This is a genomic window from Nonomuraea sp. NPDC059007, assembly GCF_042740555.1.
GTDB lineage: Bacteria > Actinomycetota > Actinomycetes > Streptosporangiales > Streptosporangiaceae > Nonomuraea.
Genome location: NZ_JBHYJD010000046.1, coordinates 1 through 26,469 on the forward strand (window position 1 = coordinate 1; position 26,469 = coordinate 26,469).

Consider the following 26,469-nt stretch of genomic DNA (forward strand, 5'->3'; position numbering starts at 1 on the left):
GTTGCTACGAAGGATCACGCGATGGCCGTTCTCATTTCACGACGCCACACCTGTTGACCAGGTCAAACTCGTACACCACTTCCGTGGACGCAACCTCCCGCGCCAACCGGAGGATCAGGGCGCGGGTCTCCTCAGAGATCGATGGCCGGCCGTTGCTTGGCGGGGAAGGTCCGCTTCTTCTTCACCACCTCCGATGCCAGGCCAGCAGCGTGCCAGGCGTCACGATGCGATGCAGCCGAAGGCGAGCGGGTAACAGCCTGGCCAACGCGGCCAGCAATGCCCGTTCGGCCCAGTCCGGCCTGGGCCGAACGACCTATCGGCGCAGCACCGCGACCTCATGCCCGCAACACCAAGATCTCCACCTCTTTGGCGGCGCTACCCCGAGCGAGCAGCACCAGCCAGCCGAACACCCGACCACCAGCAGATACAGAAGCCGAAACAACACAAGAGACGCGCCTAGAAGACCAGGTCAGACCCTCATTGCCAGTTTCTGGCACCGGACAGGCGCCGACGGTCGCCGGAGCCTGAAGGCCATGAAAACCGCCGCTGAACTCGCGACGACCGTCAGTACGGCCAGCCGTACGAGCCAGTCGATTTCCCCCATATCGCGATCGTAGCTCCGGAAACGGACGTCCCGGCGGGGTGCACGATGGTGACCGAGCACGCCGTTACACGCACGCTCGACACGAGCGCGCCGTTACGAGATGGAGCGGAGCCGGCCGTGGGACTGGCGCTGAAGCTGGTCGATAATCTCGGCCGTCTGGTCGTCGGACGGGAGGAAGATGACGAGCTGCTGGGCGTCCGTGGGGAGTTCGAGTGTCTCGCGCAGCAGGCGAAGCTGGTGACCGGCGGGGTGGTTGAGCCGGAGAACGCCGCGGCGTGGAACCACGTGGCGGTTCAGGCGCTCGGTGAAGTCGGGGCCGGCGACGGGGGTGAGCTCGGCCGTGAGCCACTCGAGATTTTCCAGGGACGGCGCCTGCCACAGGTCGAAGGCCTGCTCGTCCGCGACATCGTCCCAGTCGACGAAGAAGGTCCTGGCGCGGGGATCGGTGAACAGGTAGCGGTTGAGGTTGGGAGGCGCGGCGTCGAGCAGTCCGGTTCCGCTGGTGACCAGCTGGAAGCTGCTGGTGTGGGCGAGGATGTCGCCCAGCCGGTTCGTCACGATGGCGACGCCTGATTCGAGGAGGCGGAGAGACTGCAGGACGGATGCCCGTACGCTCAAGGTCGGTGGCACGGGCCGGATCTGGACGGAGCATTCGTCGCTGGTGATCTTCGCGAGGTAGCGCAGGTGGTTGCGTTCGGAGTTCTCGAGGCGGAGCGCGTCGGCGAGGGAGTTGACGACCGCCAGCGATGGGTTGCGGTCGCGGCCCTGCTCGATGCGGGTCAGGTATTCGACGCTGATGCCGGCGCACGTGGCGAGGTCCAGGCGGCGCAGACCAGGTGAGCGGCGGCGGCCGCGCTCCGGTAGGCCGAGGGATTCCGGCTGGATGCTGTCACGCTTGGCCCGGATGAAGTTCCCCAATGGCGTCCCCACTCCGACAGGGTACCCAGGCCGCTCATCGCGCAGCGTGGCCCTCTTGGGGCTAGCCTGAGCACGGTCTGGCTGCCGGTCGTGGTGTCGCTTGATCGTGGTGTTCATGGAAAATACGTCACCGCGGCGTTCCGGTCAGGCATTGCTGGTGTTCGGGATACTTGTGGTCGCCGCGAACCTGCGGGCTAGTTTGACCGGTGTCGGGCCGTTGCTGGATCGCGTACAGGCTGATCTGGGGTTGGCCCCGGCTGTGGCTGGGCTGCTGAACACGCTGCCGCTGCTGGCGTTCGTGGTGCTGTCCCCGATGGTGCCCCGGCTGGCCGCGCGGTGGGGAGCCGAGCAACTCCTTGGGTACGCGCTCGTGGTGCTGACGCTGGGAATCGCGCTGCGGTGGGTGCCGGCGACGGCCGGGCTGTTCACAGGAACCGTGCTGATCGGGGCGGGCATCGCGGTGGGCAACGTGCTGCTGCCGAGCCTCATCAAGCGTGACTTCCCCACCAAGATAGGACTCTTGACGAGCGCGTACGCCACTGTGATGGGCGGTGTGGCCGCGGTGGCGTCCGGGGTGGCGGTGCCGATCAGTGACATCGCCCCCGGCGGTTGGTACACCGCGCTGGGCTGCTGGGTCGTGTTCGCGCTTGTGGCGGTCTTGCTGTGGCTTCCCCAGATGCGGGCTCCGCGGCGGGCAGCGCAGGGGACTCGCGGTCAGCGGCTGCCGTGGGGTTCTGGGCTGGCGTGGGCGGTTACGGCGTTCATGGGGTTGCAGTCGCTGGGCTTCTACGTCGTCGTGACGTGGTTTCCCCAGGTCTTCCAGGACAGTGGCATGAGCGCGGCCGCGGCGGGCTGGCTGCTGTTCTTGTTCCAGGCGGTCGCGGTCGGAACCAGCCTGGCGGTGCCCGGCGCCCTGCGATGGGCACGTGACCAGCGCGCTCTGGCGACGATCTGCTCGGCCATCATGCTCGCCGGCTACCTGGGACTCGTGGTGATGCCAGGACTGGCACTGCTGTGGAGCATCGTCCTCGGACTGGGCGGCGGAGCCTGCCTGGTGCTCGCCCTGGCCTTCATGAGCATGCGCGCGCAGGACGCGACCGGCGCCGGCGCGCTGTCGGCGATGGCACAGTCGATCGGCTATCTACTGGCCGCCGTGGGTCCGGTGGTCTTCGGGCTGCTGCACACGATGAGCGCCGGCTGGCGGGTACCGCTCATGTTGATGTGCGTCGCCGCCGCCGGCCAGATGATCGTCGCCTTGGTGGCCGGCCGGGGCACGGTGCGCGCGGCCGATGACGGGGTACCGGATCCTGTCCCGTCGGCGGGACGCTGAATCTTTCCACGGTCATCCGCCGACTTGCCAAAAATCTACTTCGCCCCTTCGGGAGCGCTATTTCGCCCCTGAGGGGGACAGCCCATCGCTGGCCGGGGAATGCCAGCGTGGAAGAGAATACGCGTTGAACGGAGAATTAGCGTCGGGGGAACAATGTTACCGATAGCCATCGACCGGAAATCGCGGGTGCCCTTGACCGTGCAAATCCAGTCGGCCATCCGCGGACGGGTACAGGACGGCACCCTGCATCCAGGCGTACGGCTGCCGTCGAGCCGCGATCTCGCCGAAGACCTCGGGGTCTCCCGCAGCGTCGTGGTCCAGGCCTACGCGCAGTTGAGCGCCGAAGGCTATCTCCGCTCCATGCAGGGGTCGGGCACCAGGGTGGCGACACATCTGCCGCAACTCGGCCGCGTGGCCGCCGTGCCCGCCGGAGGCGCGGAAGCCCGCTTCGACCTGCGGGTCGACGCGACGAGCACGGTGCTCTTCCCCTCGCGTGAATGGCTGCAGGCCTACGAGCACGTGGGCCGCTCGATCGGTGAACCCGGCCCGCGCCGCCACCCCCTCGGCGTCCCAGAACTCCGCGCCGAGCTCGCGGCCTACCTCGGCCGTTCACGGGGCGTCCTGGCGGCTGCGGAGCAGGTCGCCCTCACCGTGGACTTCGACCACACCATCGGCGTGGTGTGCCACGTCGTGCGCGGGCTCGGGGGCGACCACATCGCCGTGGAGAACCCCGGCGCGCCCTGGCAGGCCAGGCTCGCCGAACATGCCGGTCTCACGGTGACCGGGGTGCCCGTGGACCACCAGGGCATCAGCGTCGACGCGCTCAGGCGGTCCGGCGCGCGAGCGGTGCTGGTCACACCGGTGTCGCAGGTGCCGACGGGCGTCACGCTGTCACCGGGCCGGCGGGAGGCGCTGCTGCGCTGGGCCGCCGACGTGAACGGCTGGGTGATCGAATACGACCGGGACGGCCACCTGTGGCTCGGCGCGGGCAGTGGTCCGCTGGCCCTGCAACGGCACCGTCCCGATCGGGTGATCTACGTGGGGGCGACCGGGGCCCTGCTCGGTTCGTGCATACGGCTCGGCTGGGCGGTGGCGCCGGACCTGGTGACGGAGCGGCTCGGCAGGATGCAACTGGGCGCCCCTGACCCGCTCACTCAGCTGACCTTCGCCCACTTCATCTCCTCGGGCGTGCTCGATCAGCACGTACGGCATGTCCGGAGCGTCTTCCGCGGACGGCGTTCGGCGCTACGGGACGCCGTCGCGCGATATCTGCCCGGGGCCAGAATGACCGGTGTTCCCGCAGGTACGCACGCGTACATCCACTGGTCAAGCGGGGTCGACGACGTACGACTGACCGCTGTCGCACGGGAGAGGTCGGTTCTCGTGCATGCTGGCAGGCACTTCCAGCTCGACCGCCGGCCGTTCGCGCCCGGGGTCGTGGTCGACTATGGCGCGGTGCGCAGCGGCCAGCTTCCAGAAGCCGTCGGCGTGCTCGCCGCCGCGATGCGTCAGGTCGCCAGGCTGCTCGCGTCTTGACACCGGAGAATCACCATCAGGGTGACGTTCGGTAATTCCATCATTCCGCGGAATGTATGCTCGCTATTTGTCAAGGACAAATAGCGAAAACCTGCTTGTCCGTTGTTATTCAGACCAGTCGTGGCCCGCCCAACCATACCAATTGGCTCATTTATTGCATGGCGGTGAGCGCTCGTGATGCCCTGCTGCTCGTGACGAATTCTCTCGAACGAGTGAAGACGGTCGGGGTCGTGGGGGCAGGCGTCATTGGAGCTTGCGTGGCCTTCTCCCTCGCGCAACGCGGGGTGCGGGTTCATTGCGTGGAGCGCGCGCAACCTGGAGGCCTGACGACGGATGTCAGCTTCGCTCGCTTGAGCGCCTACCAGCAACCGACCTACCCGCGGTTCGAACTGAGCCACACCGGGATGATCGAGCACATTCGCTTTGCGAACCAGTTCGCCTCCGCACCCTGGTGGCATCCGACCGGCAGTCTGGCCTGGAGCGATGCCGCCGGCACCGGCGGCGCCGGCACCAGCGAGTCGTTCAGCGAGGTCGTCGACCGGCTCAGCGCTTGGGGCTATCGGGCGATCTGGTACGACCCCGCCCAGGCGAACCGGGATTGGGAACCGGGCATCGCGTTCCCGCACGGACAGGCATCGATCGTGCGGTTCCCGGACGAAGGCTGGGTCGACGGGCCACGGCTGGTCTCCGCATTGATCGAGTCCGCGATGCGATCCGGCCACCTGAAGGTGTGGAAGGGCGCCGTCGAGGAGATTCGGGTCCGCGGCGGCCGCGTCGTGGCGCTCCGGCTGGACAACCAGGCCGTCATCGAGGTCGACGCGGTCGTCAATGCCGCGGGTCCTGAGGCCCTCACGGTCGCCGCGGCGCTCGGAGCCCCCATGTCAGGGGCGGTCGCGCGGCGCAGCAGCCTCGTGGTCGACCTCGCGGCGAACGGCGATCCGCTACGGCATGTCCTGCGCGGATCCGAGGCGCACCTCCGGTCCGCGGGACCAGGCCGCGTGCGGGTGCGATCCGATCAGGTCGACGTGGGCCTCCCGGCCGAGATCCGGTCCGATCCCGGCGACGAGATCGTCAAGGACCTGCTCGATCGGGTCTATCGGACGGTTCCCGCGCTGGCATCGTCGGCCGTCGAGCGTGTTCGCATCGGTGCGGCGGTATTCCCCTCGGACGGCTTTCCCAGCGTCGGCGCACTGTCTGGTATTTCGGGCTACTTCGAGGCATTCGCCAACAGCGGCATCACTCTTGCCCCGCTCATCGGACGAACCCTGGCAACGCAGATTGTCACGGGAGAGATCCATCCCCTTTGGGGGCGATGCTCTCCCGACCGTCTGCGGGTGGCGTCGTAAGGATTCTCGAAACCAAGTTGGAGGATACGTGTCCGCATATCCAGAGCTCCGGGACATGATCACGAAGTTCATTTCGGAGGAGCCATCCGAAATCAAGCAGATGCGAACGGGAACACTCCCTGACCTGCCCGGATCATATGATCAGTATTTCACCGCATGGGATTTCGCGAACAGCATCGTCCGCGACTACTCCATGAACCTCTACCAGCTCGTGAGAATGGCGACGGACGAGAGCCTGTCGGTCGACAACGTGCTGAGGGCCTTCCGTACTCTTGATCCCATTTACAGCACCTTCCTCGGCTACAACGGTTTCCCCACGCTGGCGGAGTACGCCACCAGGATCGGGGAACCCGCCGACGATCGCCGCGAGCTCCTGGACAGGCTCTCGACGTTCACCGAATACGTGAACCGGCTGACCGCCTGGTCGCACCACTACTTCCCGTGGCACATCGGCGAGCACTACCGGTACACCTACGGCTCTCCCCGGGTGACGGCCGAGTTGCGTGCGGCGGGAATCGTGGTCAACCACAAGCGGGTGATGCGCGAGCACGGCGTCGCCGGGCCGCGGCTGCGCAAGAAGGTCCGCACTACCGTCCTGGAGCCGGACGCGGCGCCGGTGCCGGACCTGATCCAGCGTGACTTCACCGCCGAGCAGCCGAACACCCGCTACGCGGCGACATCACTTACCTGCCCGTGGGCGGTGGCGCTCACCTCGTCGACGAACTGGGCGGATCTTTCCGGAGAGAACAGGCCATCTCATCCGCCGCGGGGATCTCATGCGAATAGCTCCCGACCGCCGGGCACAAGCTCGGCCGGATGAATGGAGCGCAGAGTGCACGGCAATCACGTAGGTTCGCGGCCCCGACGACGGTGGCTGATATCTCTGCTGGCCGTCGTAGCCGTGCTGGGCGGCGGAGCCGTACCCGCATCCGCCGACTCGACTGGAGCGGCATTGCGCGACTTCGACGCCGTCACCACCGTGAACGAACGCAATGTGTGGAAGCACATGGCGCTGATCGGCGACCAGTACGCGATCTACAACGACCTCAGGCTCATCGAGGGACCGGCCTCGATCAGGCAGAAGTGGCCGTTCCTGCCCGAGCAGTTCACCCACGACGTGGACTCGGCAGGGATCTCCTTCAGCGGTCCCGGTTTCCGCTGGCGCCACACCTGGACCAAGGGCAACCAAGCGATCGTCTTCGAGGACTCCGGCATCATCTCCGGGCCCTTCGCGATCCCCACCCCGTACGACGGCATCAGCGACCTCAACATCGGAAGCGGCCCGACCGCGCGGGTCCGGCACTTCGCGGTGCGAGGCGGCCTGTTCACCTTCTTCGACGGCCTCAACTTCACCATCCCCACCGCTCGCCTGGCCGATCAGGCGTTCCTGCCCGAACGGTTCAAAAGCGACCTCGATGACGTCTCGCTGGAGATCGAGAACAGCGAGCCCACCAAGTTCAGCTACTACAAGGACAACGAGCGCCTCATCTTCGGCTCCGGCGGCCGGATCATCGAGCTGGTGAATCTCGACGTCAAGTGGCCGTTCCTGAACAGCTGGCGGACCATCACCTGACCGGGCGGCGCTTCGCGTCGAAACCATGAAGTGGCCCGGGCCAGCCAGGCCCGGGCCACTTCAGCCGGGTTGAACCCTTGATCGTCCAAGACGCCCCGACATGGCCGGGTGGCGGGCCCTGGCACCTGGGGGCGGCGAAGCGCCCAGCGCGGCATCGCCGCCACCTTCCGGCAGGTCGGCGGCGCCGACAGTTCAGACTCATCCGTCCTCAGAGGCGTTTCATGGGTCCGTTTCAGCAGCTCAGCCGCGTGCACCGACAAATGAAACAACGAGCCCGCAGGTCAGGTACGGCGGACGTTTACCGGGCGACCACTCATGAAACACGGCGCCCAAGGCTTATGGCGGCGACGGGGTCCTGCTGTCCCGTCTCGCGCAACGTTGCCGCTGTCTCACATGATCTTGCTGGATTCGCCGCCGGGGAGAACGTCGCATGAGACAGGCAGGGATCATCCATGCTCGTCTGGGCCCCGACCTCGGTCAACGCTTGGATCGGGAAACGCTCCGGCCGACAACATGACGTGAGATGCCGTCAGGGATCCTTGTCTGGCCGACAGCGTTGAATGAGATTCGGCCGCTACCTCGTCTCCTCCGAGATTGCTTCTTACCTGGTCAGAGCCTCGTCGAGAGGCAAGGCCTACTGAGACGGGACACCTGCTGGCGCAAGAATCTTGTGACCCGAGACGCACGAGCGTCTGATCGAGTCGTTCGCCACCTAGCGATCCGTTCATGCAGTGTCGCTGACCGCCGCGACCCGCACGCCAGCAGCACCTGGCCCGCAGCCGTGGTCAGGTAACGCCTGCACGCCAAACGCACCGCACACGACGCTGCTGACCAGGCCGGCCCGGCTGGCCAGGCCGGCGTGCGGGCAGGGCCGCCTGATCCCCGCTGAACCGGGCGGACGAGTTCTCGACGCGCTGACCCGCGAACGGCCTCCCGGGCTTCCTCCAGGTCGGTGACGATGACCGGCCGGGCCGAGGTCTGGCCTCCACGGTGTGGCCGATCAGCAGCCAGCAGGGGTGGACATCGCGGTCACGGTCCACACGGCAGCGACGCGGCGCTCGGGCACTTCTTCCAGTCCTGCACCGGAGGAGGCCCGTGTCCCCTCTCGTCGCTTACCCTGAAGAAGGCATCCTTCCATCGGTTCACGTTCTGATCGCGGTTGTAGTTGCTGTCATAGAGATCGGGCAACTGCGAGCAGGAGAGCCACGCCCCGCGCAAAGTCGGTGTCGCTCATATTCGCGTGAGTGAGATCGAGCCCAGCGATCTGTGCCTGGCGAAGATCAGCATTGGCGGAATTGCCCCTGTGCACATCAGCCCCGCGGGTGCGCTCCAGCATCGCGCGCAGCGGCGCGGACTGGGCGAGCACGGCCATCGCCGCGGCGTAGGAGTCGCCGACCGTCTCCCGGCGCAGCTCGCCCCATTCCGGGGCGGCCACCAGGGCGGCGGCCACCTGGTGGTTGATCGCGCGGCCGGGCTCCATCTGGGCGCGCGGCCGCAGCTTCGCGTCGCTCTTGTAGGCGGCGCTCCACACGTCCTGCAGCAGGTCGGTGGCGTGGTCATGGCGCTCGGCCAGCTCGCGCAGCGCGGCCGGGTGGAAAGGCCCAGCCAGCGAGGGGTGAGGGTCCGCTCGCTTTCTCGTCAGTGTGTGCAATCGTACGCAGAACAATGCTGGTGACCGTCCTAGCGTGGGCGGGGATAGGTGGTTGCCCCACCGGCGGAGGACGGGCCGGGCAGCGCGTCCGACAAGAACAGGCCCGCCGCCTGATCATGATTGGTCTCACATTCATCTCCCGCACCCGGAACGACGCGAACCGAGCCTGCGGGGGACTCCGGCAGCGCTCCGGCTTGATGGCCGCGACCGCACTACTGATGGCGGCGTTGCTGAACCCGCCCGCGTCGGCTACAGCTCAGCCACTCGCATCCGGCTCCCTTCAGGGGAAGGCCTCCGCCGCACAGGCCGCGCCCTCCAGCGCGCACCGGGACGCCGGCAGGCGCGGGCAGAACGTCACCGCCGCGATGGCCACCAAGGGCGTGCGCAACCTCTACGGTGCCTTCCACCACAAAGGCGACTGGCTGCAGATGATCGATACCTGCCGCGACGGCAAGACCGGCACGCTGGAGGTCCGCTACCACAGCTCGAAACCGATCGCCTACTACGACCTGTGGAACTACCCGGGTCACTGCGGACAGCGGTGGATCAACACCAACTTCCAGGAGAAGGAGTACGTCGGCATCCGGCTGTGCCGCCCTTCCGGCGGCGCCCGCACGTGCACGCCCTGGCGCTGGGGCATCGCCTGAGCGCGCTGCCGTAGAGCAGCAGCGCTCCGCGCCGCCACCGTCCAGGCTGTGAAGGCCCTTCAGGAGAGCCACACCCTGCGACGAAGAGCATCGACATGCCTACCTCGGAGGTAGCAATGACCATGGCAAGAGCTGTCACCCCGACTCTCCTTCTGGCCCCGCTGCTCACCACCATCCCAGCAGGTGCCGCTCCGGCCATCGCCACTTCGGCGAGTACCACCCCGGCGGGCGCCGTCGCTGAGGCTGCGCCCCGCAGGGCTGACGGCAAGGGCCGTCCGGTCATCTTCGTGCACGGCTTCAACCGGAGCGCGGACACCGATTGCGCCGCCGCCTGGCACAACGCCCGGCTGGTGCTGAAGCAGCACGCCTGGCGAGCCAGGTCCTACACTTTCGGCTTCTACCGAGGCGACCGCAACTGTGACATGCACGCCAACGGCACCACCGACACCCGCATTCAGAACGTCGGCGCGGCCCTGGCCCGGCGCATCTACAAGCACTTCACCAGTAAGGGCATAGCTGTCGACATCGTGGCGCACTCCATGGGCGGCCTGGTCACCAAGGCCGCCATCCAGGGCACCAACTTGTACGGCAAGCAGAGCCGCAAGTGGCCGTCCCGCCTGTACGTCGAAGACGTCGTCACCCTCGGCACCCCGCACCGGGGCGCCAACTTCACCAACACCTGCACCTTCACCCACGAGCAATGCAGCGACATGCGGGTGGGTAACACCGGCTTCTTGAAGTGGGTCGGCCACCGCCCGCAGTCCCAGATGGGCACCGACTACACCTTCGTGACCTCGACCGGCGACAACACCGTGCCGGAGAGCTCCGCCACCGATGGCCACAGCGGCCCCCACTGGGTCAGGTACGAAGAGACCCGCGCCAAGGAGATCACTCACTCCGGACTGAGTCAGACCGGCCCGAAGCCGGTGCGAGCGTGGAATGCCACCTGGCGGAACCGGGACGGCAAGCAGCACTCGGGCAAGATCGAAAGCCCGCTGCTGCACGCGCTCGCGGCCCTCTACCGCCACAGCACCTTCTGACCACGCCTACGGAATTGAGGAGCGGACATGCATATCCGACACACCGTCGCCGTTCTCGCGTTGACGCTGACCGGCATCGCAGCCACGACCCCGGCGGCATCCGTCGGCCAGGCAACGATGATGGCGGACGGATGCAACCACTACACCTGTATCGAAGCGGGACCCAACAGCGCCAGGACCGGCATGGTCAAGGCCTCATGGCGCTGGAACCGCTGCTGGCCCAAGTCCCACTTCCACTTCTGGGGCCCCGGCTTCGACTTCAACACCCGCGAGCTCCGGAACTGCTCCGGCAGGCCACCCACGGAAACGCGCTGGTTCGGCCCCTTCAAGCGCGGCACGTACTGCGTTGAGGGATGGTTCAAAGACGGCTTCGGCGCCTGGCACTCCATCGGCCTGCCGTGCGTCACCATTTGAGATCGCGCCAAGCGTGGCGGGCGGCGCCAAGCTCCGCAGCACCACGACGTGGTTGCGGTGATGACCTCCTCGAGGCTCGCACAGAGCGGGATGAGCGGTGTCAGGTGCGTGAGGGTGAAGACGCCACGCCACCAGAGGCGGCGCGCACGCCGTGGTCAGAGTGCCGTTGTCCTTGGCCTGATGGATGAGCTCGTTGATCCCGAGTGAATCGATAAGGTCGGGCTCGATGCGTCAGACTGTCGCCGTGAGCTGTCCGGAGCGCGTCGCGCAGCATCTGACGGCGTCGTAGACCAGGGTGGGGGCAAGCTCGCGCAGGTGCTCCCAGACTGGCAACTGCCGCGCGGCGGCGATCTGCTCCTCCGGGGGAGCCGACAGCCCATCCTGAGCGGACTGCGGCGCTCCTGCCTCCGGCCTCCAGCAAGACGCGCGCGGGCCGTCTGCCGCCAATGCGACACGAGGACCGGGGCGGCGCTTTCCGAAAAACCGAGTGGCAGCTCGCTTGCCGCACAGGTAGCTTCCCGTCCGTGTTCGTCGACGAGCCGGCTAACGATCCGGCGCTGCTGAGGACGCTGGCGGCCGCTGGTCTGCCGGCAACCGGGCGCTTCCTTCCCAAGGCCGGCTGGGTCAGCCGCGTGTGGATCGGCGATGAACACGTCGTACGGCTGAGCAACGACGGACGGTTCCGCGACGCCTATCGCCACGAGGCCGCAGTTGTCAATCTGCTCGCCAGCAGCGAGGTCCCACACGCCCGGATTCTCGCCCACGGCGACGGCCCGGACGGGCCGTGGTGTGTCTCCGAACGCCTGCCCGGTCGAACCGTGCACGAGGTATGGCCGGCGGCGGACTCGCACACGCGCCAAGCAATAATCGAAAGCCTCGGCATTGCGTTGCGCGCACTTCACCGCGTTCCTGTCCCGGCCGACCTGCTGCCGCCCTGGCTGGCCGACGCACTCGCCGGCAAGCCGTGGCCTGCGTTCCACCCACCCGTAGTGAGTGCGGCGCTCCAGCAGGTCGAGGCCGCCCGGCGACTGCCCGGTCATGACTCGCGCCTGCTCGCGGACGTCGCCGACTGGATCCAGGAGCGGCTGGCGTTGTTTGCCGCCGACGAACCCGTCCTCGTCCATGGTGATCTCCACGGATCCAACATGATCGTCGACCAAGGGCGCGTCACCGGTCTTATCGACTTCGCGGAGGCGTTGGCTCAGCCGGCGGATGTCGAGCTCGATACCATCCTGCGCTGGTGCGCGAAGGCGCGGCAGTTCCCACCCACACCCGATGAACGAGGGCTCGACGAGACCACACTCACAAAGGTCCCCGGATGGCTGCACGGCGCGTATCCGGAGCTGTTCGAGCGTGAGCATCTGCGCGAGCGGTTGCAGTTCTATGACATGTACGGGGAGCTCGCGCTCTACGCACACCACCCCCAATCCGACATACGCGAAGCGGCGCAGGACCGCATCGCTCGCCTGCTTTCCGGCCATAGCCATCTAGATGGACTCACCTGGTAGGTCATCCTCTTCGCGCCAACACGGGACCTTCGCGCGACGTAAGCGCGACGTGGGCGTGGTGGTGGGCGTGTTCGAGCACGAGGCTGGTCTTGCCTACCCCACCGAGTCCGTGCACCGCGAGCACGCAGGGCCGCCGCTCGGAGGAGGTGAGCTGGTGGTGGATCTGCGTCAGGACCTCGTCCCGGCCGGCCAGCAGCGGCGGCCGCGGGGCCAAGCGGATCGGGCGCGCGTGTGGCCTCCCCGCTTGGGCAGGTGTACGGGACCTGTAGCGATCAGCCCGAGGTGGTCGCCGCCAACGGCAGCTGACTGCCACTCTGTCGCCTCCACCCGCCTACAGGCGGTGTCGTGGTTGAGGCCCTCGTGGTCGGAGCCGCCAACGCCGGTCACACGTCTACTGTGCGACCTGGTCAACGGTCGAACAATCGGAATGGCCGAACTGCCCGCGCCTCCTGCCTCGTCCGGGCGTTCGGGGATGAGTCAGGCGCCTTGCGACGCGATAACGCTGGATCGGACGTTTCCGCAGGTCGCGATGCTCGCTGAGTGCTTTTATGTCAAGCCGTCCCGGAGCTCCCGGATACGCACCGTCGCTTTGGGCCGTGTGGCGCGATTCTTACCGGCACCCCAGGAACGTGCTGCCCGCGCATGCTGGGGTTGTCCCAGCGGCTCCGCCTCCCGGCCCGCCGGAGGGTAGGGCAACCGAGTTGACTAACCGGTTGGTTATCTCTAGCTTCTTCAAGGCGAACCCAAATGGATAACCAGTTAGTTAGGACTGTGTGATGGCCAACCGTTTGTTCATCGACAACCAGTGGGTACCGGCCCAGGAGATGATGCCCGTCATCAACCCCGCCACCGGCCAGCCCTTCGCCACCGCCCCGTCAGCCTCACGAGACGACGCCGCACGAGCCGTGGCCGCCGCTCGCCAGGCCTTCGACCATGGCCCGTGGCCGCACACCGCTCCCCGCCACCGCGCTGATCTGCTTCGCCGTCTGGGCCAGGCCATGCACGAGCGCCGGGCGGAGTTCGTCGACCTGGTCGTGCGTGAGAGCGGCTTCCCCCGGCCGCTGGCCGAGGCCGTCCACGTGCGGAGCGCGATCGACTTCCTGTACGACGTGGCCGACCGGCTGTTGCCCTCGATGGCCTTCACCACGCCCCTCAACCCGCACGCGGCCCCGTCGATGACCGGGCGGCCGCAGACCACCCAGGGCGTGGTGGCCAGGGAAGCGGCCGGGGTGGCGGCGCTGCTCACGCCGTTCAACGCCGCGGTCCCGCTGACCGTGCACAAGCTCGCCTCGGCGCTGGCCGCTGGATGTACCACGGTGATCAAGCCGTCCCCGCACACGAGCCTGCAGGTCCTGCTGCTCGCCGAACTCGTCGAGGAGGCCGGATTCCCGCCCGGCGTGGTCAACATCATTTCCGGTGACGTGGCCGCGGGAGTGGAGCTGACCAGCAACCCCGGCGTCGACATCGTCAGCTTCACCGGCTCCGACACGGTCGGCCGTACCATCGCGGCGCAGGCCTCGGCCACCCTCAAGAAGGTCATCCTGGAACTCGGCGGCAAGTCCGCCAACATCGTTTTCGCCGACGCCGACCTGGACCGGGCGGCACTGGAGGTCGTGGGCAACACCGTCACCAACGCGGGACAGGGCTGCCTGCTGCTGACGCGGACCCTGGTGGACGCACGCGTACACGACGAACTGATCGCCAAGGTGATCCCGATGCTGGCCGCCGTCACCATCGGCGACCCGGCCGACCCGGCGACGGCCATGGGCCCGCTCATCAGCGCCGCCGAGCGCGACCGCGTCGAGGCGATGATCCGCCAAGGCCAGGCCGAAGGAGCCGTCCTCGCGTACGGCGGCGGCCGCCCGCCCGGCCTTGACCGGGGCTTCTACCTGGAGCCGACCCTGTTCACCGGGGTCAAGAACTCCATGACCATCGCCCAGCGGGAGTTCTTCGGCCCCGTCAACGTGGTCATCCCCTTCTCCGGCGACGACGAGGCCGTACAGATCGCCAACGACAGCGACTACGGCCTCAACGCCGGCATCTTCACCAGCGACTTCGCCCGCGCCCACGCCGTCGCCCGCCGGATCCGCAGCGGCACCGTCAACATCAACGCCTCCTGGGGGATCAACCCCGACGCGCCCTTCGGCGGGGTCAAGCACAGCGGCCTCGGCCGCGAAGGCGGCGCCTACGGCATCGCCGAGTTCCTGGAGCACAAATACATCTCCTGGCCGGTCGGCGCCATCTAACCGGTTAGTCAATCTGTCACACTGGAGACCATGTCCCGCGCCGAAGCCACCAAGAGCCGCATCCTCCAGGCCGCCGCGGCGGAGTTCGCCGCCTACGGATTCGCCGGCGCCCGGGTGGACCGCATCGCCAAGGCGGCTTCGGTGAACAAAAACCTCATCTACATCTACTTCACGAACAAGGACACCCTGTTCGAGACGGTCTTCGACGCCGAGGTCGCCAAAGGCCTGGACGCGGTTCCGTTCACGGTCGACGACCTGCCCGGCTACGCCAGGCGTGTCCACGACCACTGCCGTCGACACCCCTCGGTCATCCGGCTGGTCGCCTGGCACCGGCTGGAACGCGCAGGCAGACCCGATCCCACCGCGGCCTCGCCCGCCCACGCCGCCAAGCTGGCCGCGATCGAAACCGCCCAGCGCGAAGGGCGCCTCAGCGACACCTTCAGCCCAGACATCCTCCTGGCCCTCATCATCGCCCTGGCCACCTCCGACGGCCCCGTCGGCGCCGCCGCCCTTCCCCATCGGCCCGGCCACCCCGACGAGATCAGCGGGGCGATCGCCGAAGCAGTGCACAAACTTACCGCCAGCCAACCATGACGATAGAACGCCGTCCGATCATGGCAGGGCGATGTACCGATGCGGGGGTCCCCGCCCCCGTCGACCCCCGACCGTGCACCTGCCGATAATTCCATCCGTACAGGTCAAAGAGTCGGTCGTGTCGGCGGATGTTCAGGGCTGCGATGCGCGTCGGGTCGGGTGCGGCGCGGAGTGGGGCGGCTTGGTCAAGGGCTTGATGAGCGCGATGCTCGTTGTAGAAGCGTTCATTCCAGAGCAGGCAGCGGTCCAGGAGTTCGCGGCGGCAGGTCAGCACCCACCGCTACGTGAATGGAGTTCATCCGCGGCATCCGGGTGCCGGTGAGCACGGTGCGAGTCTGGGTTACCCAGGCCGTGGTCGGGTGGGCGGTGGTGCCGAGCACGCGAACGCGCCTGGTGGCGTGCTCGATGACGGCCAGGACGTGCCGGCGCTGCCCGCTAGGAGCGACGGTTTCCATGAAGTCGCAAACCAGGAGCGCGTCGGCTTGTGATCGCAGGAAGCCGGCCCGGGTGGTGGAAGCTCGCTCGGGTGCTGGGTCGATACCTTCTTGCTTGAGGATCTCCCAGACCGTGGACGGCGCGGATGGAGGCCACCGTGGGCGGGTGCCCACGCCTCTTCGGCCGGCAAAGTCCGGGCGTGCCGCTGCCTCACCATCTTGCGGTGCCAGCGCAGGATGGTGTCCGGGCGGACGACAAGCCGGAGCCGACACAGGACCGCTCGGGGCAGGGAGGTCAAGAGCGCCGCCAGGAGGAAGCGGTCTTCAGGAGTGAATCTCACCCGCACATCGGCGCCGAACCGCCGTTGCAGGTGGTTGCCTCGTCCAGGTCGGGCAGCGTCAGGAGCTCTCATAGCCGCCTCGGTGTCGATCAACGGCCTGTCGTGGATCGACTTTTCTAGACGAGATTCGCCTCGTAGGCGGCGATGACCAGATGGACCCTGGTGCGGGCGTCGAGCTTCAGCAGCAGGCTGCTGACGTGTGTCTTGACCGTGCTCAGCGTGACGTACAGGGTCTGCGCGATCTCCGCGTTGGACAGGCCGCGGGCCACCAGCACCAGCACTTCCCGCTCGCGTCCGGTGATGTCCAGGCGACGGGCCGGTCGGCTCACGTAACGCTCGATCAGCCGCCGCGTGGCGCCGGGTCCGAGGAGGGAGTCGCCGGACGCGATGGCCTGCACGCTCCTGATCAGCTCGGTTGGCGGGGTGTCCTTGAGCAGGAAGCCCGTGGCGCCGGCCTGGAGCGCTCCGTAGACGTACTCGTCCAGGTCGAAGGTGGTCACGATGAGGACGCGGGCCTGCGGATTCGCGGCGCAGATGCGGCGGGTGGCCTCGATGCCATCCATCTCGGGCATCCGTACGTCCATCAGCACCAGGTCGGGCGGTTCGCTCGTGGCGACGGCCACCGCCTCGGTGCCCGTCGCGGCCTCGCCGTACACCTGAAATCCCGGCACGCTGTCGATCAGCCGGCGGAAGCTCGCCCTGATGAGTGGCTGGTCGTCGGCCACCAGCACCTTGATCACAGCGGCAGCCTCGCCATCACCCGGAAACCACGCACCGGGCGGACGCCCGCCTCGAACTCGCCGCCGAAGATGCGCACGCGCTCGCGCAGCCCCTTCAGCCCGTGGCCGTAGGGCCGCTCCCGCGCGTTTCTCCCGTCGTCGGTGATCTCCACGACCAGCCCCTCTTCCTGCCGTTCGATCAGCACCGTAGCCCGCTGGGCTGCGGCGTGCTTGAGCACGTTGGTCAGCGCTTCCTGCACGATCCGGTAGACCGTGAGCTCCATCTCCCCCCGAACCTCGCCGTCCAGCCGCAACTCCACCTCCAGGCCCGCGGCCCTGATCCTGTCCAGGAGGTCGTCGAGGTCGCCGAGGCCGGGGGCGGGGGCCAGGTCCGCGGGACTGTCCTCGCGCAGCACGCCGAGCAGGCGCCTGGTCTCGCGCAGCGCCGACCTGCTGGTCTCTTCGATCGAGCCCAGCGCGCGGCTCATCTCCTCGGCGCCGCCGACGTGCCGTTCGATGCCGGCTTGCACGGCGATCGTGCTGAGGCTGTGGCCGATGACGTCATGCAGCTCGCGGGCAATGCGCAGGCGTTCTTTCGCCGCTTCGGCGCGGGCCCGCTCTTCGGCCTTGGCGGCCAGTTGCTCGGTGTAGAGCCTGCGCTGCCGTACGGCGGTGCCGGCGGTCCAGGCCGCCACCACGATCGCCAGCACCAGCCCGAGCTGGTCGACGATGTGGCCCCGCAACGGGAGCTCCACGACCCCCTGCACCGTGACCGTCACCGCCGCGAGCAACGCGGGCACCGCCCTGGTCCGGGTGGCCAGCGTGTAGAGCGCGAACGGCACGCCGAACGGGTCGGCCTGCGGGATGAGGAACTCCCGCATCCCCAGCCCGCCAATCAGCACGACGACGAACACCGCCCGCGGCCACAGGCGCCTGACCGCGAGGGGCAGGCTGGTGGCCAGGGCCGCGGCGAAGTCGAGCACGTCGGGCGGCGTGGGATTGCGCGTAGCGGCGAGCCCGAGAAAGCCGGCCGCCAGCAGCAGCGCACCCATGGTGTCGAGCGACACCCAGGCCCACGTTGGTATCCGGCTCAGCAGGGGAAGCCGGGGCTGGTCACGCACATTCCCGACCCTAGCCACCGGGCTCGGCGGCGCGTATCGGTCTCAGGACCGATGCGCGGTCCCGCCAACGACGCGGATCGTGATGGACATGATCGAAGTCATCGGACTGACCAGACGCTTCGGGCGGAGCACCGCTGTCGACGACCTGTCCTTCACCGTCACGCCCGGAAAGATCACCGGATTCCTCGGGCCGAACGGCGCGGGCAAGACCACGACCTTGCGCATCATCCTCGGACTCGACCGGCCCACCTCCGGACGGGCCGTCGTGAACGGCGTGCCGTACAGGACACTGGACCGGCCCTTCACCCACGTCGGCGCGTTGCTCGACGCGAGCGCCGTGCAGGGCGGACGGCGGGCCGAGCAGCACCTGCATTGGCTGGCAAGAGCCAACGGGATCTCCCGCACACGCATCGGCGGGCTGCTGGAACTCGTCGGGCTCGGCGAGGCGGGGCGCACGCGGGTGGGCGGCTTCTCGCTCGGCATGAAGCAGCGGCTGGGGCTGGCCGCCGCCCTGCTCGGCGATCCCGAGGTGCTGCTGCTCGACGAGCCGCTCAACGGGCTCGACCCCGAGGGCATCCGGTGGATGCGCGGGCTGCTGAAGTCGCTGGCGGCCGAGGGGCGGACTGTCCTGGTCTCCAGTCATCTCATGCACGAGATGGCGGTCACCGCCGATCACCTGATCGTCATCGGACGGGGCCGGCTGCTGGCCGACACGGAGATCACGCGGTTCGTGCGGCCCGGGATGTCGCTGGAGGACACGTTCATGAACGTCATCGAAGGGAGCGCGTCGTGAATGCCGTCGCCGCCGAGTGGATCAAGTTGCGCACATTGCGCTCGACCTGGTGGTCCCTGGGCGTGGGAGTGCTGACGGCGCTCGTGCTCACCGCACTCGGCGCATCCACCGTGATCTCACGCTGGGACCCCGGGCAGACGGGCGAGCAGGCCGCGATGGGAATCGTCGCGGCCGTCTATGTCGGAGTCGTGCTGGCTCAGTTGCCGCTCGGCATGCTCGGCACCATGTCGATCAGCGGTGAGTACACCTCCGGCATGATCCACACGACCTTCGTCGCCACGCCGTCGCGCTCACGGGTGCTGCTCGCCAAGGCGTCCGTGCTGGGTGGCATCGCCATCGCCGCCTCACTGCTCATCGCGATCCCCGGATACCTGTACGGGCACACGGTGGCCGCAGAGTTCGACCCCACACTGCCACCTGCTGGAGCATGGGCGGTGATCGGCGGCGGCACGCTCATGATCGTGACGACCACGATGCTCGGGCTGGCACTCGGCGCGATCTTCCGCAACGGCGTCGTGGCCATCTCCGTGCTCGTGGTGCTCATGGTGCTGGTTCCCTTCGCCGGGCGGATGTTGCCGGGGGGTGAGGTGGTCAACCGGATCCTGCCGGGCTATCCGGGGCTCCAGCTCATCGAGCAGTTGCCGGACATCATGCCGAACGCGACCGCCTTCGCCGTCCTGGGCGCCTGGGTTGTTGTACCGCTGCTGATCGCGGTCCTCGCCAACAGGCGGGTCTCCTTCATGTGAGCGATGGCTGCTAACCCAACCTTTGAGCGGGATGTCCAACCCATCACTCAGCGCCCGCTGTCACCGCGCGCGAGCAAACTGGTGAGCTCGGCGTCCCTGGGAGAAACCCGCCCAGCCCGGCCGACTCACCCCCGGCCGCGTTCGCCGAGGGTTCCGGAACCTCCGTGCGAAGACCCCCCCCGCCAGCCCGTGCACCCAAACCCTCCAAGCCCGGCAGCGGACGACCCCAAGGCTCCTGGAACAAGCACCCAGCGTCCCGCCTATCACAAGACGGGCACCAAACCCCGCCGCCGTGCTTGAGAAAGCACACTCCGGAACCGTCCGAAATGAGGGGCCCCCACCCCATACGCGAAGATCAGGAGTTGAACGACAAGCTGAGGGACGGCCACGAAGAATCCCTTCGGGTGTCGTGTCATCGGCGACGCGGTGGTGCGGCGTATGACACGACATGATGGCCGGTGGCGCGGTCACGGGATGCGAAGATCGTGCATCGGGGTGCGGGCCCGCCTCCAGGAGCCCGTAGCCGCTCGCGGGGCAGCGACCTGTCGATCTACAGCGCCGAAGACCTCGCCTTCGTCGCTGCGGAACGCAACAACCGCCCGCGTAAAGCGCCCGCCGAGCTGTTCGCTAAGATCGTCGCAACAGTCGAATGACCGCGTGTTGCGATGATCATGCGAATCCGCCGTCCGTAGATGGGGCCAACTCACTCGCTGGAAACCAACCATCTGCCGGCGAAACTCCGGCGGATAGTTGTTCGGCACAGTGAACTCCTTCTTCCGGGAACCAGGGTTCCTCAGAGATCAGGTGTCCACCAAACCAGGGCAAGACCAGGCGCGAATTAGCGCATGAAGTGAAGCATCATCCCAAACCGTCATAACCCATAGCCGCGCCGAGAAAGCACTGGCATGATCCATCACATGGATCATGCCCCTGAACTCGTCAACATGGACACGTGGCCGCGGCAGCAGCACTTCCAGCACTTCCGGCGCGTTCCCTGCACATACTCAATGACCTTCGAAATCGACGTCACCGCGTTCGTCGCCGCGCTACGGCAATCACCGCGCAAGTCGTACATCGCGCAGGTCTGGGCGCTCGCCACGATCGTCAACCGGCACGATGAGTTCAAGATGTGCCTCACCGAGGAGGGCGCCCCGGCAGTATGGCCCGTCGTGCACCCGGCCTTCACGGTCTTCAACCCCGAACTCGAGACTTTCGCGGGTGTGTTCGCTGAATACGACCCCGATTTCGGCGCGTTCCACGATGTCGCCGCCCCGCTGCTCGCCAAGCACAGTCAGGCCACCGAATTCGTTCCGCAAGGGTTCCGGCCCGCCAACGCCTTCGACATCTCCAGTGTCCCGTGGGCCTCCTTCACCGCATTCAACCTCAACATCGACAATGACTGGGACCACCTGTCGCCGATCTTCACGCTCGGTCGTTACATCGAGCGAGAGGGCCGTGTGCGACTTCCCGTCGCGGCGCAGGTACATCACGCCGTGGCAGACGGATTCCACGTGGCGCGCCTCATCAACGAGCTGGAGACCCTGGTTCAGGACACCAGCTGGCTCTGAGCTTGTCGTTTAAGTTCTGGTCTTCGTGTTCGCGGTGTTCGTGACTGTGTTGCCCGGTTATGTGGTGTGGCGGGGTTGGTGCCTTTGCGGTGGCGAGCTGGGCGTTTGTAGGTCTCGCCGGTGAACGGCTGGAGAAGTCGTCGAGCGCGCAGCGCCCTGGGCAGTTCGTCGGGGCAGTGGCGGCCACCTCGGCGGCCTGGCCGGCCTGGTCGTGCTCGCGCAGCGTCCGTAGCACTGTGGAGGCGGTAGGTGGGCCAAGACCAGGTCCAGGATCAGGGAGCGCCCGGTGTGCCCGCCCATGGTGATGCCCTCCGCAGCACCTTGACCGCTACGCCACCCGGGTTGCCGTAAGGAATCAGCGTTCTGTGTGGTCTGCGATCGAGGTGTTTCGCCTGGACGTCTGCCTGATCCGGGATTCGGCGGAATGGGTTGCCCGGGGGTGGTGGGCTTGGTCATCGTGGCGGTTGTGAGTGTCCACGATGATGCCGCTTCTCCCGGTGAGCCGGTGGGTGTGCGGGTGGGGGCGAGCGGGCCGCGCTCGGCCGCGGTGCGGGACAACGCGGGCACCATCGTCACCGGTGACCTGCATGCGGCGCGGCGGGCGCCCCTGCCTGGGCCGGCTCAGATCGAGGCGCCCGCTGGGTTGCTGGGATTGCCGCGCCGTCCCGCACCGTGGTTCGTCGGCTGCGATGAGGCTCTGGCCATGCTGGCGGCCACGCTTGAGGCCGGGACCGGCGCGGGGGTGATCAGTCAGGCGGTGGTCGGGCTCGGCGGGATCGGCAAGAGCGAGCTGGCGTTGCAGTACGCCTTCGCCCACCGTCTGGACTACGCGCTGGTGTGGTGGATCGACGCCGACAGCCCCGCCCAGCTCCAGGTCGGCCCGGCCGGGCTGGCGCGGGCGCTGGTGGCGGGTAGCGATTCGGTGGCGGCCGGGCAGGCCTCGGGTAGGCGGAGGTTGAGGGTGCCGCAGCATGCGAAGGCCGCCGTCCGACATGGGTTTGTAGTGGTGGACGAAGCCGACGCGGGAGTAGAGCTGGGGGTAGCGGGCGAGGCGTTTTCGATGGAGGCGGGCAGCGCGAGCTTCCGGCCCGGGGAACGGCGCCCGGTCATGCGCCGGGTGGTCGTGACAGGGCTGTCACTCAGCGGGTACGTGATCTCCTTCATCATGATCGGTCGTGCTGTTTCGCGTGGTCTGCCTCACCCTTACACTCGCTTTCACCCCGTTGCGGTTGCTGATCCGACGGCCCGCTCGGGCGTTCCCTACCTCGGTGTTCCGGCAGGTGCAATCCCTGCCTCGGGTAGCTGTTCCTTGCGGGCGCGCCGCCTTTGTATAGCTCTATTTAGCATGTGACGCGAATCACACTACTCTCTCAGGGAGCCTCTCGCTACGACGGTAAATCGTTGATTGACCAGCGATCATGAGAATTGTCATCTCCTGACATTTGACGCTGTGTAGGGGGAAAGCCGCGTTCTCGGTCGTTGACGGGTTCGGGATTTTCGCGGACATTCCGATTGATCGTTCTTATGTCAGCTTTATGACGCGCGGCCCGTATTGGTGCGGGGGCTTGCGTCAGCGTGCCTTGGCGGAGGTTCGGATGCGGGTTCGGCATGCCCAGATGTGGCTCGCGCTGCTGATCGTCGGTCTGGTCGGGATGCTCGTGGTCTCCGGGATCGGTGTGCCCGACGTGCTGGTTCAGCGGGCTGCCGCGGCGGGGTTGGATCCGGAGAAGTCGGTGGCTGCGCGGGCGGTGCCGGTGAAGCAGGCGGTCAAGGGGGCTGAGGGTTCGGCGCGGTGGGTGAAGCCAGCGCGGACCTGACCCGCGCGGACCTGAGGCTCGCGGACCTGACCCGCGCGACTCTGATCGACGCGGACCTGACCGGCGTGGACCTGCGGCTCGCGGACCTGTTCGGCGCGACCCTGGCCGGCGCGGACCTGCGGCTCGCGTACCTGTCCAGCCCGAACCTGTCCGGCGCGAACCTGACCCGCGCGATCCTGGCCCCTGCGACCCCTGACCGATGCGAACCTGTCCGGCGCGACCCTGAGGCTCGCGGACCTGTCCGGCGCGAACCTGACCCGCGCGACCCTGAGGCTCGCGGACCTGTCCGGGGCGGACCTGACCGGGGCGGACCTCACCGCCGCGAACTTGTCCGGCGCGAACCTGACGGGGACGGTGTGGGATGCGGGCACCGTCTGGCCCGACGCCGAGTGGGCGGAGCGCCTGCGGCGGGCGTCGGAGCGGCTGACGGACGGCCGGTGGCGGGTGCGCGCGGAGGGTGTCTCGGAGAGCGCTCCGGTGCGGGTCTGAGCCGGATTTCCGGGCTTGCGGATTGCTTGCGGGAATCAGGAAAGTTCCGAAGCCCTCTGCGATCAGCTACAAAACGCCTGGTCGCTCGTGAACACGACTTCGGGAATCGACACGGAGCCGCCCTGGTGATCTTGTCGAGAAACGTTCAATTCTTCGACAAGATCACCGTCTACCGGGCCGATGCGGTTTGTGTTGGTTGTCTGTTCGGATCCGGTCGGCTGGTTCACGATGCTGTTGTGGCGACTCGAAGTGTGACGTGGGTATTGATGGGCGCTGGAGGCTTAGCTAGGGCGTTGGGGGTTCTATTCCTGTTGGTCGGCCTGGACAAAGCTGATCAGCTGGCCAGCGTAACCGGTGTGTTCATCGGGCTGGTCGCGTTTGGGTGTCAGCCGCTGGGGTGGTGCGGGCCCGGCACGGCGGCCGCACCGGATCTGAACGGTTGTCGACACCCTCCACGCAGATGAGCGGGTCGGTCGATGCCCGCGGGACGCGGGCGGTCGCGACGGACGAGAACTCGCGAGTGATTCAGTCCGGCGACGATTCCGCTGCCCAACGATGATCCACGGTCGTACGCCCGAGCAGCCGGTTGCGGCGTGTGGGGAACGTTCGGTGGCGATGAGCACCAACCAAGGCATCGTGCAGACCGGCGATGGCGCGGCTGTGGTGTTTCATGCGCCGCGACAACCACTGCCCGAGATCGGGCAGGTTGTGGTGCCTGCGGGACTGACCGGCCTGCCCAGGCGCCCGGTGGCGCACTTCGTCGGCCGGGCGGCTGCCCTGGAGACTCTGCGCTGTCGGCTGGCGGCTGGGTCACCGGCCGGGGTGACCAGTCAGGCGTTGGTCGGGCTGGGTGGCTTGGGCAAGAGTGAGCTGGCGCTGCAGTATGCCTCCCGGCATCGGGACGACTATCGGCTGGTGTGGTGGATCGAAGCCGCCTCCGCCGAGCGCGTCCAGGCCGGACTGGCAGGGCTGGCCCGCGCGCTCGCCGCTGGGGTGGGTGCCACGGCAGCGGCGCAGGCGGACGCCGAGGAAGCCGCAGAGTGGGCTATGGCCTGGCTGAGTACCTACGAGGATTGGCTGCTAGTGCTCGACAATGTGGAAGAACCTGTGGACGTGCAGTCGTTGCTGGGACGGTTGAGGCATGGCCACGTATTGATCACGACCAGGCGCGATGTCGGCTGGGATCGCTTCGGCATCGCCCCACTCAAGCTTGGTGCATTGTCCCGGCCGGCCTCTGTTGACCTGTTGACGGCGCTGATCCACGACGGCGCCGGCCAATCAGGCGAAACGCTGGATGCGGTGGCGGAAGAATTGGGCGACCTACCGTTAGCACTCCAACAGGCAGGGGCCTACATCGCTTGCACGCCACGGATGACTGTGACTCGGTACCTCGGCCTGCTCCGCGCGCACCCTGCTCGAATGCACACTGTGCCACCGGTCGGTGGTGAAACTGGACGAGTCGTGGCTCAGGCATGGACGATCAGCACCGCTCGTATCAGCGAGATCAATCCACTGGCAATGGACCTGCTGAATCTGCTCGCATTCTTCGCTCCCGATAATCTGCCATGCACTGTTCTGGCTGGATTAGCCGCTCCGCATGGTTCCGACACCACAACTGTCGTTGATGAGGCGCAGGTGGATGAGGCCTTAGGCTTACTTGCCTCTTACAGCATGATCACGATAAGTGGCGCCTCGGGGGAATCCGGAGTTGATTTAGTGAGCGTGCACCGTCTATTGCAGGCGGTCACCTTCCACCAGCTATCTGCCGAGCAACGTCGTCGAACACGTCGGCAGGCCGCCATCCTGTTGGAGGCCGCACTGCCACAGGCCGCTACCAGCATGGAGCACTGGGGGACGTACTGGCGCCTGGTGCCGCATGCTCTCACTGTGCTATCCGCAGAGTCACCCGGCCTCTACCGGGTAATGGAGTATCTGGGCGCTAGCGGCAATTACCCAGCCGCCCTGGCGGTGGCTCGGCGACTTTATGTTAATGTTCGGAATTCCTTGGGTGTTGAGCATCCTAGTAGCTTGGATTTACTGCACGAGGTCGCGTACTGGCAGGAGCGGTCAGGTGATGTGATTGCAGCCCGCAACCAATATGCCTTGCTGGTGCCCGTCAAGACACGCGTGTTGGGCGCGGATCACCCCGATACCTTGAGTGCTAGGCATAATTATGCGAGGTGCGTCGGCGAGGCCGGAGACGCTGCTACTGCGTGCGAGCAATACCGCGCATTACTGCCCATCGAAGAGAGCATACTGGGTGCTGAACACCCACTCGTTCTGCTCTCTCGACACAACCTTGCCGATTTCACAGGATTGGCAGGGGATGCCGTGGCCGCGCGTGATCAGTTCGCCGCGTTGCTCCCGCTTCGCGTGCGAGTTTCGGGTTTAGCACATCACCACACTCTCGCCGTTCGGCATGGCCTTGCCCATTGGACCGGTATGGCAGGGGATGCTGCAGGGGCACGTGATCAGTTCGCCGTTCTACTCCCCCTCCGCGAGCAGGTGTCGGGATGCGAACATCCCCGCACTCTCACTTCTCGATCCGGGCTTGCACACTGGACCGGAGAGGCGGGAAATGCTGCGGCTGCTCGTGATCAATGTGCTGAACTGCTCTATGTTCGCGAGCGGGTCTCAGGCACTGATCACCCTGCAACCTTGCTGGCGCGACATGATCTCGCCCACTGGACGGGAGTTGCGGGGGACGCAACCCAGGCGCGCGATCAGCTTGCGGCTCTGCTCCCTGTCGAAGCAAGGGTCTCAGGTGCCCGACATCCAGATACATTGCTCATCCGACACAGCTTGGCACGTTGGACAGGCGCGGCAGGTGATATGGCGACAGCTCGCGATCAATTCGCTGCGCTGCTTCCCGTAGAAGAGGAGGTGCTGGGGGTCGCGCACTATCAGACCGTACGTACCAGAAACGCGCTGAGCAGATGGGGCGAGAAATCTCGCGATCATCGGCCCCAGCATAAGCGCAACAGTCAACTCTGAGGATTTCACGCCTTCTACAGTTCGAAGTCACACGCCGACC

The 26,469-nt window shown here is 67.0% G+C and carries 23 protein-coding genes and 3 pseudogenes; 20 read left to right on the plus strand and 6 right to left on the minus strand.

The annotated features are described in order from the left end of the window. Positions 1 to 697 precede the first annotated feature (697 nt). The gene (locus tag ACFWY5_RS45610) at positions 698 to 1,534 is read right to left on the minus strand and encodes a helix-turn-helix transcriptional regulator (protein ID WP_379638607.1); all 837 of its coding nucleotides are present in this window, start codon (positions 1,532 to 1,534) and stop codon (positions 698 to 700) included. A gap of 103 nt (positions 1,535 to 1,637) precedes the next feature. Between ACFWY5_RS45610 and ACFWY5_RS45615 the strand changes: the two genes are divergently transcribed. From ACFWY5_RS45615 to ACFWY5_RS45640, 6 genes and pseudogenes are all read left to right on the plus strand, one after another. After that, the gene (locus ACFWY5_RS45615; protein ID WP_379638608.1) at positions 1,638 to 2,852 is read left to right on the plus strand and encodes an MFS transporter; all 1,215 of its coding nucleotides are present in this window, start codon (positions 1,638 to 1,640) and stop codon (positions 2,850 to 2,852) included. Positions 2,853 to 3,050: 198 nt separating this feature from the next. After that, positions 3,051 to 4,388, plus strand: a complete 1,338-nt coding sequence (locus ACFWY5_RS45620) for a PLP-dependent aminotransferase family protein (protein ID WP_379638656.1) — start codon at positions 3,051 to 3,053, stop codon at positions 4,386 to 4,388. Positions 4,389 to 4,546: 158 nt separating this feature from the next. Further along, on the plus strand, positions 4,547 to 5,734 hold the full coding sequence (locus tag ACFWY5_RS45625; RefSeq protein ID WP_379638609.1) for an NAD(P)/FAD-dependent oxidoreductase: 1,188 nt from the start codon (positions 4,547 to 4,549) through the stop codon (positions 5,732 to 5,734). Between the two features lie 55 nt (positions 5,735 to 5,789). Further along, positions 5,790 to 6,155: pseudogene (locus ACFWY5_RS45630) on the plus strand (hypothetical protein); the annotation flags it as partial. A 48-nt stretch (positions 6,156 to 6,203) separates the two neighbouring features. After that, positions 6,204 to 6,448 (plus strand): annotated as a pseudogene (locus tag ACFWY5_RS45635) (IS3 family transposase); the annotation flags it as partial. 118 nt (positions 6,449 to 6,566) lie between these two features. Continuing rightward, a complete protein-coding gene (locus ACFWY5_RS45640) occupies positions 6,567 to 7,307 on the plus strand; it encodes a hypothetical protein (protein ID WP_379638610.1) in 741 nt (246 codons plus the stop codon). 1,171 nt (positions 7,308 to 8,478) lie between these two features. On the opposite strand, the gene ACFWY5_RS45645 is transcribed toward ACFWY5_RS45640, so the two are convergent. Further along, positions 8,479 to 8,958, minus strand: coding sequence for a hypothetical protein (locus tag ACFWY5_RS45645; RefSeq protein WP_379627682.1), 480 nt, complete (start codon positions 8,956 to 8,958; stop codon positions 8,479 to 8,481). A 218-nt stretch (positions 8,959 to 9,176) separates the two neighbouring features. Here ACFWY5_RS45645 and ACFWY5_RS45650 point away from each other — a divergent pair, with 218 nt between their 5' ends. The 6 genes from ACFWY5_RS45650 (at position 9,177) to ACFWY5_RS45675 (ending at position 15,407) form a co-directional block, all read left to right on the plus strand. Next, positions 9,177 to 9,605: a hypothetical protein gene (locus tag ACFWY5_RS45650; protein WP_379627684.1), complete on the plus strand. Its 429-nt coding sequence runs from the start codon at positions 9,177 to 9,179 to the stop codon at positions 9,603 to 9,605. A 122-nt stretch (positions 9,606 to 9,727) separates the two neighbouring features. Continuing rightward, complete coding sequence (locus ACFWY5_RS45655; protein WP_379627686.1) at positions 9,728 to 10,645, plus strand: esterase/lipase family protein; 918 nt, start codon at positions 9,728 to 9,730, stop codon at positions 10,643 to 10,645. Between the two features lie 27 nt (positions 10,646 to 10,672). Continuing rightward, entirely contained in the window at positions 10,673 to 11,059 is a 387-nt protein-coding gene (locus ACFWY5_RS45660; protein WP_379627688.1) for a hypothetical protein, read from the plus strand. Positions 11,060 to 11,583: 524 nt separating this feature from the next. Further along, positions 11,584 to 12,567, plus strand: coding sequence for a phosphotransferase family protein (locus ACFWY5_RS45665; protein WP_379638611.1), 984 nt, complete (start codon positions 11,584 to 11,586; stop codon positions 12,565 to 12,567). 776 nt (positions 12,568 to 13,343) lie between these two features. Then, positions 13,344 to 14,813: an aldehyde dehydrogenase family protein gene (locus ACFWY5_RS45670; protein ID WP_379638612.1), complete on the plus strand. Its 1,470-nt coding sequence runs from the start codon at positions 13,344 to 13,346 to the stop codon at positions 14,811 to 14,813. A gap of 30 nt (positions 14,814 to 14,843) precedes the next feature. Then, positions 14,844 to 15,407: a TetR family transcriptional regulator gene (locus tag ACFWY5_RS45675; protein WP_379623400.1), complete on the plus strand. Its 564-nt coding sequence runs from the start codon at positions 14,844 to 14,846 to the stop codon at positions 15,405 to 15,407. Between the two features lie 224 nt (positions 15,408 to 15,631). On the opposite strand, the gene ACFWY5_RS45680 is transcribed toward ACFWY5_RS45675, so the two are convergent. The 3 genes from ACFWY5_RS45680 to ACFWY5_RS45690 all read right to left on the minus strand — a co-directional run bounded on the left by ACFWY5_RS45680 (position 15,632) and on the right by ACFWY5_RS45690 (position 18,022). Then, positions 15,632 to 15,862, minus strand: coding sequence for a hypothetical protein (locus ACFWY5_RS45680; protein WP_379638613.1), 231 nt, complete (start codon positions 15,860 to 15,862; stop codon positions 15,632 to 15,634). Positions 15,863 to 16,298: 436 nt separating this feature from the next. Beyond that, positions 16,299 to 16,922 carry a response regulator gene (locus ACFWY5_RS45685; RefSeq protein ID WP_379638614.1) on the minus strand — a complete coding sequence of 208 codons (624 nt, stop codon included), beginning with the start codon at positions 16,920 to 16,922 and terminating at the stop codon, positions 16,299 to 16,301. Beyond that, positions 16,919 to 18,022 (minus strand): sensor histidine kinase, encoded by a 1,104-nt coding sequence (locus ACFWY5_RS45690; RefSeq protein WP_379638615.1) that lies wholly within the window; start codon positions 18,020 to 18,022, stop codon positions 16,919 to 16,921. The genes ACFWY5_RS45685 and ACFWY5_RS45690 overlap by 4 nt, the downstream gene beginning before the upstream one ends. An 88-nt stretch (positions 18,023 to 18,110) precedes the next feature. Here ACFWY5_RS45690 and ACFWY5_RS45695 point away from each other — a divergent pair, with 88 nt between their 5' ends. From ACFWY5_RS45695 to ACFWY5_RS45725, 7 genes and pseudogenes are all read left to right on the plus strand, one after another. Next, a complete protein-coding gene (locus tag ACFWY5_RS45695) occupies positions 18,111 to 18,815 on the plus strand; it encodes an ABC transporter ATP-binding protein (protein WP_379638616.1) in 705 nt (234 codons plus the stop codon). Further along, a complete protein-coding gene (locus tag ACFWY5_RS45700; RefSeq protein WP_379638617.1) occupies positions 18,812 to 19,561 on the plus strand; it encodes an ABC transporter permease in 750 nt (249 codons plus the stop codon). The genes ACFWY5_RS45695 and ACFWY5_RS45700 overlap by 4 nt, the downstream gene beginning before the upstream one ends. A gap of 917 nt (positions 19,562 to 20,478) precedes the next feature. Then, positions 20,479 to 21,129 (plus strand): CatA-like O-acetyltransferase, encoded by a 651-nt coding sequence (locus ACFWY5_RS45705; protein ID WP_379638618.1) that lies wholly within the window; start codon positions 20,479 to 20,481, stop codon positions 21,127 to 21,129. A gap of 448 nt (positions 21,130 to 21,577) precedes the next feature. Beyond that, positions 21,578 to 22,480, plus strand: a complete 903-nt coding sequence (locus ACFWY5_RS45710) for a hypothetical protein (RefSeq protein ID WP_379638619.1) — start codon at positions 21,578 to 21,580, stop codon at positions 22,478 to 22,480. Between the two features lie 265 nt (positions 22,481 to 22,745). Further along, on the plus strand, positions 22,746 to 22,946 hold the full coding sequence (locus ACFWY5_RS45715) for a hypothetical protein (protein WP_379638620.1): 201 nt from the start codon (positions 22,746 to 22,748) through the stop codon (positions 22,944 to 22,946). Continuing rightward, positions 22,922 to 23,113 (plus strand): annotated as a pseudogene (locus ACFWY5_RS45720) (pentapeptide repeat-containing protein); the annotation flags it as partial. The gene ACFWY5_RS45715 and the pseudogene ACFWY5_RS45720, both read left to right, overlap by 25 nt. Positions 23,114 to 23,138: 25 nt before the next feature. Then, positions 23,139 to 23,435, plus strand: a complete 297-nt coding sequence (locus ACFWY5_RS45725) for a pentapeptide repeat-containing protein (RefSeq protein WP_379638657.1) — start codon at positions 23,139 to 23,141, stop codon at positions 23,433 to 23,435. 62 nt (positions 23,436 to 23,497) lie between these two features. On the opposite strand, the gene ACFWY5_RS45730 is transcribed toward ACFWY5_RS45725, so the two are convergent. Next, the gene (locus ACFWY5_RS45730; RefSeq protein ID WP_379638660.1) at positions 23,498 to 23,662 is read right to left on the minus strand and encodes a hypothetical protein; all 165 of its coding nucleotides are present in this window, start codon (positions 23,660 to 23,662) and stop codon (positions 23,498 to 23,500) included. A gap of 388 nt (positions 23,663 to 24,050) precedes the next feature. Here ACFWY5_RS45730 and ACFWY5_RS45735 point away from each other — a divergent pair, with 388 nt between their 5' ends. Continuing rightward, positions 24,051 to 26,429 (plus strand): tetratricopeptide repeat protein, encoded by a 2,379-nt coding sequence (locus ACFWY5_RS45735; protein ID WP_379638658.1) that lies wholly within the window; start codon positions 24,051 to 24,053, stop codon positions 26,427 to 26,429. The last annotated feature ends 40 nt before the right edge of the window (positions 26,430 to 26,469 follow it).

Coding starts and splice junctions, on each gene's coding strand:
- ACFWY5_RS45615 (WP_379638608.1), top strand. CDS start 1,638: ATGGAAAATACGTCACCGCGGCGTTCCGGTCAGGCATTGCTGGTGTTC.
- ACFWY5_RS45625 (WP_379638609.1), top strand. CDS start 4,547: ATGGCGGTGAGCGCTCGTGATGCCCTGCTGCTCGTGACGAATTCTCTC.
- ACFWY5_RS45650 (WP_379627684.1), top strand. CDS start 9,177: ATGGCGGCGTTGCTGAACCCGCCCGCGTCGGCTACAGCTCAGCCACTC.
- ACFWY5_RS45655 (WP_379627686.1), top strand. CDS start 9,728: ATGGCAAGAGCTGTCACCCCGACTCTCCTTCTGGCCCCGCTGCTCACC.
- ACFWY5_RS45660 (WP_379627688.1), top strand. CDS start 10,673: ATGCATATCCGACACACCGTCGCCGTTCTCGCGTTGACGCTGACCGGC.
- ACFWY5_RS45670 (WP_379638612.1), top strand. CDS start 13,344: ATGGCCAACCGTTTGTTCATCGACAACCAGTGGGTACCGGCCCAGGAG.
- ACFWY5_RS45675 (WP_379623400.1), top strand. CDS start 14,844: ATGTCCCGCGCCGAAGCCACCAAGAGCCGCATCCTCCAGGCCGCCGCG.
- ACFWY5_RS45680 (WP_379638613.1), bottom strand. CDS start 15,862: ATGGAAACCGTCGCTCCTAGCGGGCAGCGCCGGCACGTCCTGGCCGTC.
- ACFWY5_RS45695 (WP_379638616.1), top strand. CDS start 18,111: ATGATCGAAGTCATCGGACTGACCAGACGCTTCGGGCGGAGCACCGCT.
- ACFWY5_RS45705 (WP_379638618.1), top strand. CDS start 20,479: ATGGATCATGCCCCTGAACTCGTCAACATGGACACGTGGCCGCGGCAG.
- ACFWY5_RS45715 (WP_379638620.1), top strand. CDS start 22,746: ATGTGGCTCGCGCTGCTGATCGTCGGTCTGGTCGGGATGCTCGTGGTC.
- ACFWY5_RS45735 (WP_379638658.1), top strand. CDS start 24,051: ATGAGCACCAACCAAGGCATCGTGCAGACCGGCGATGGCGCGGCTGTG.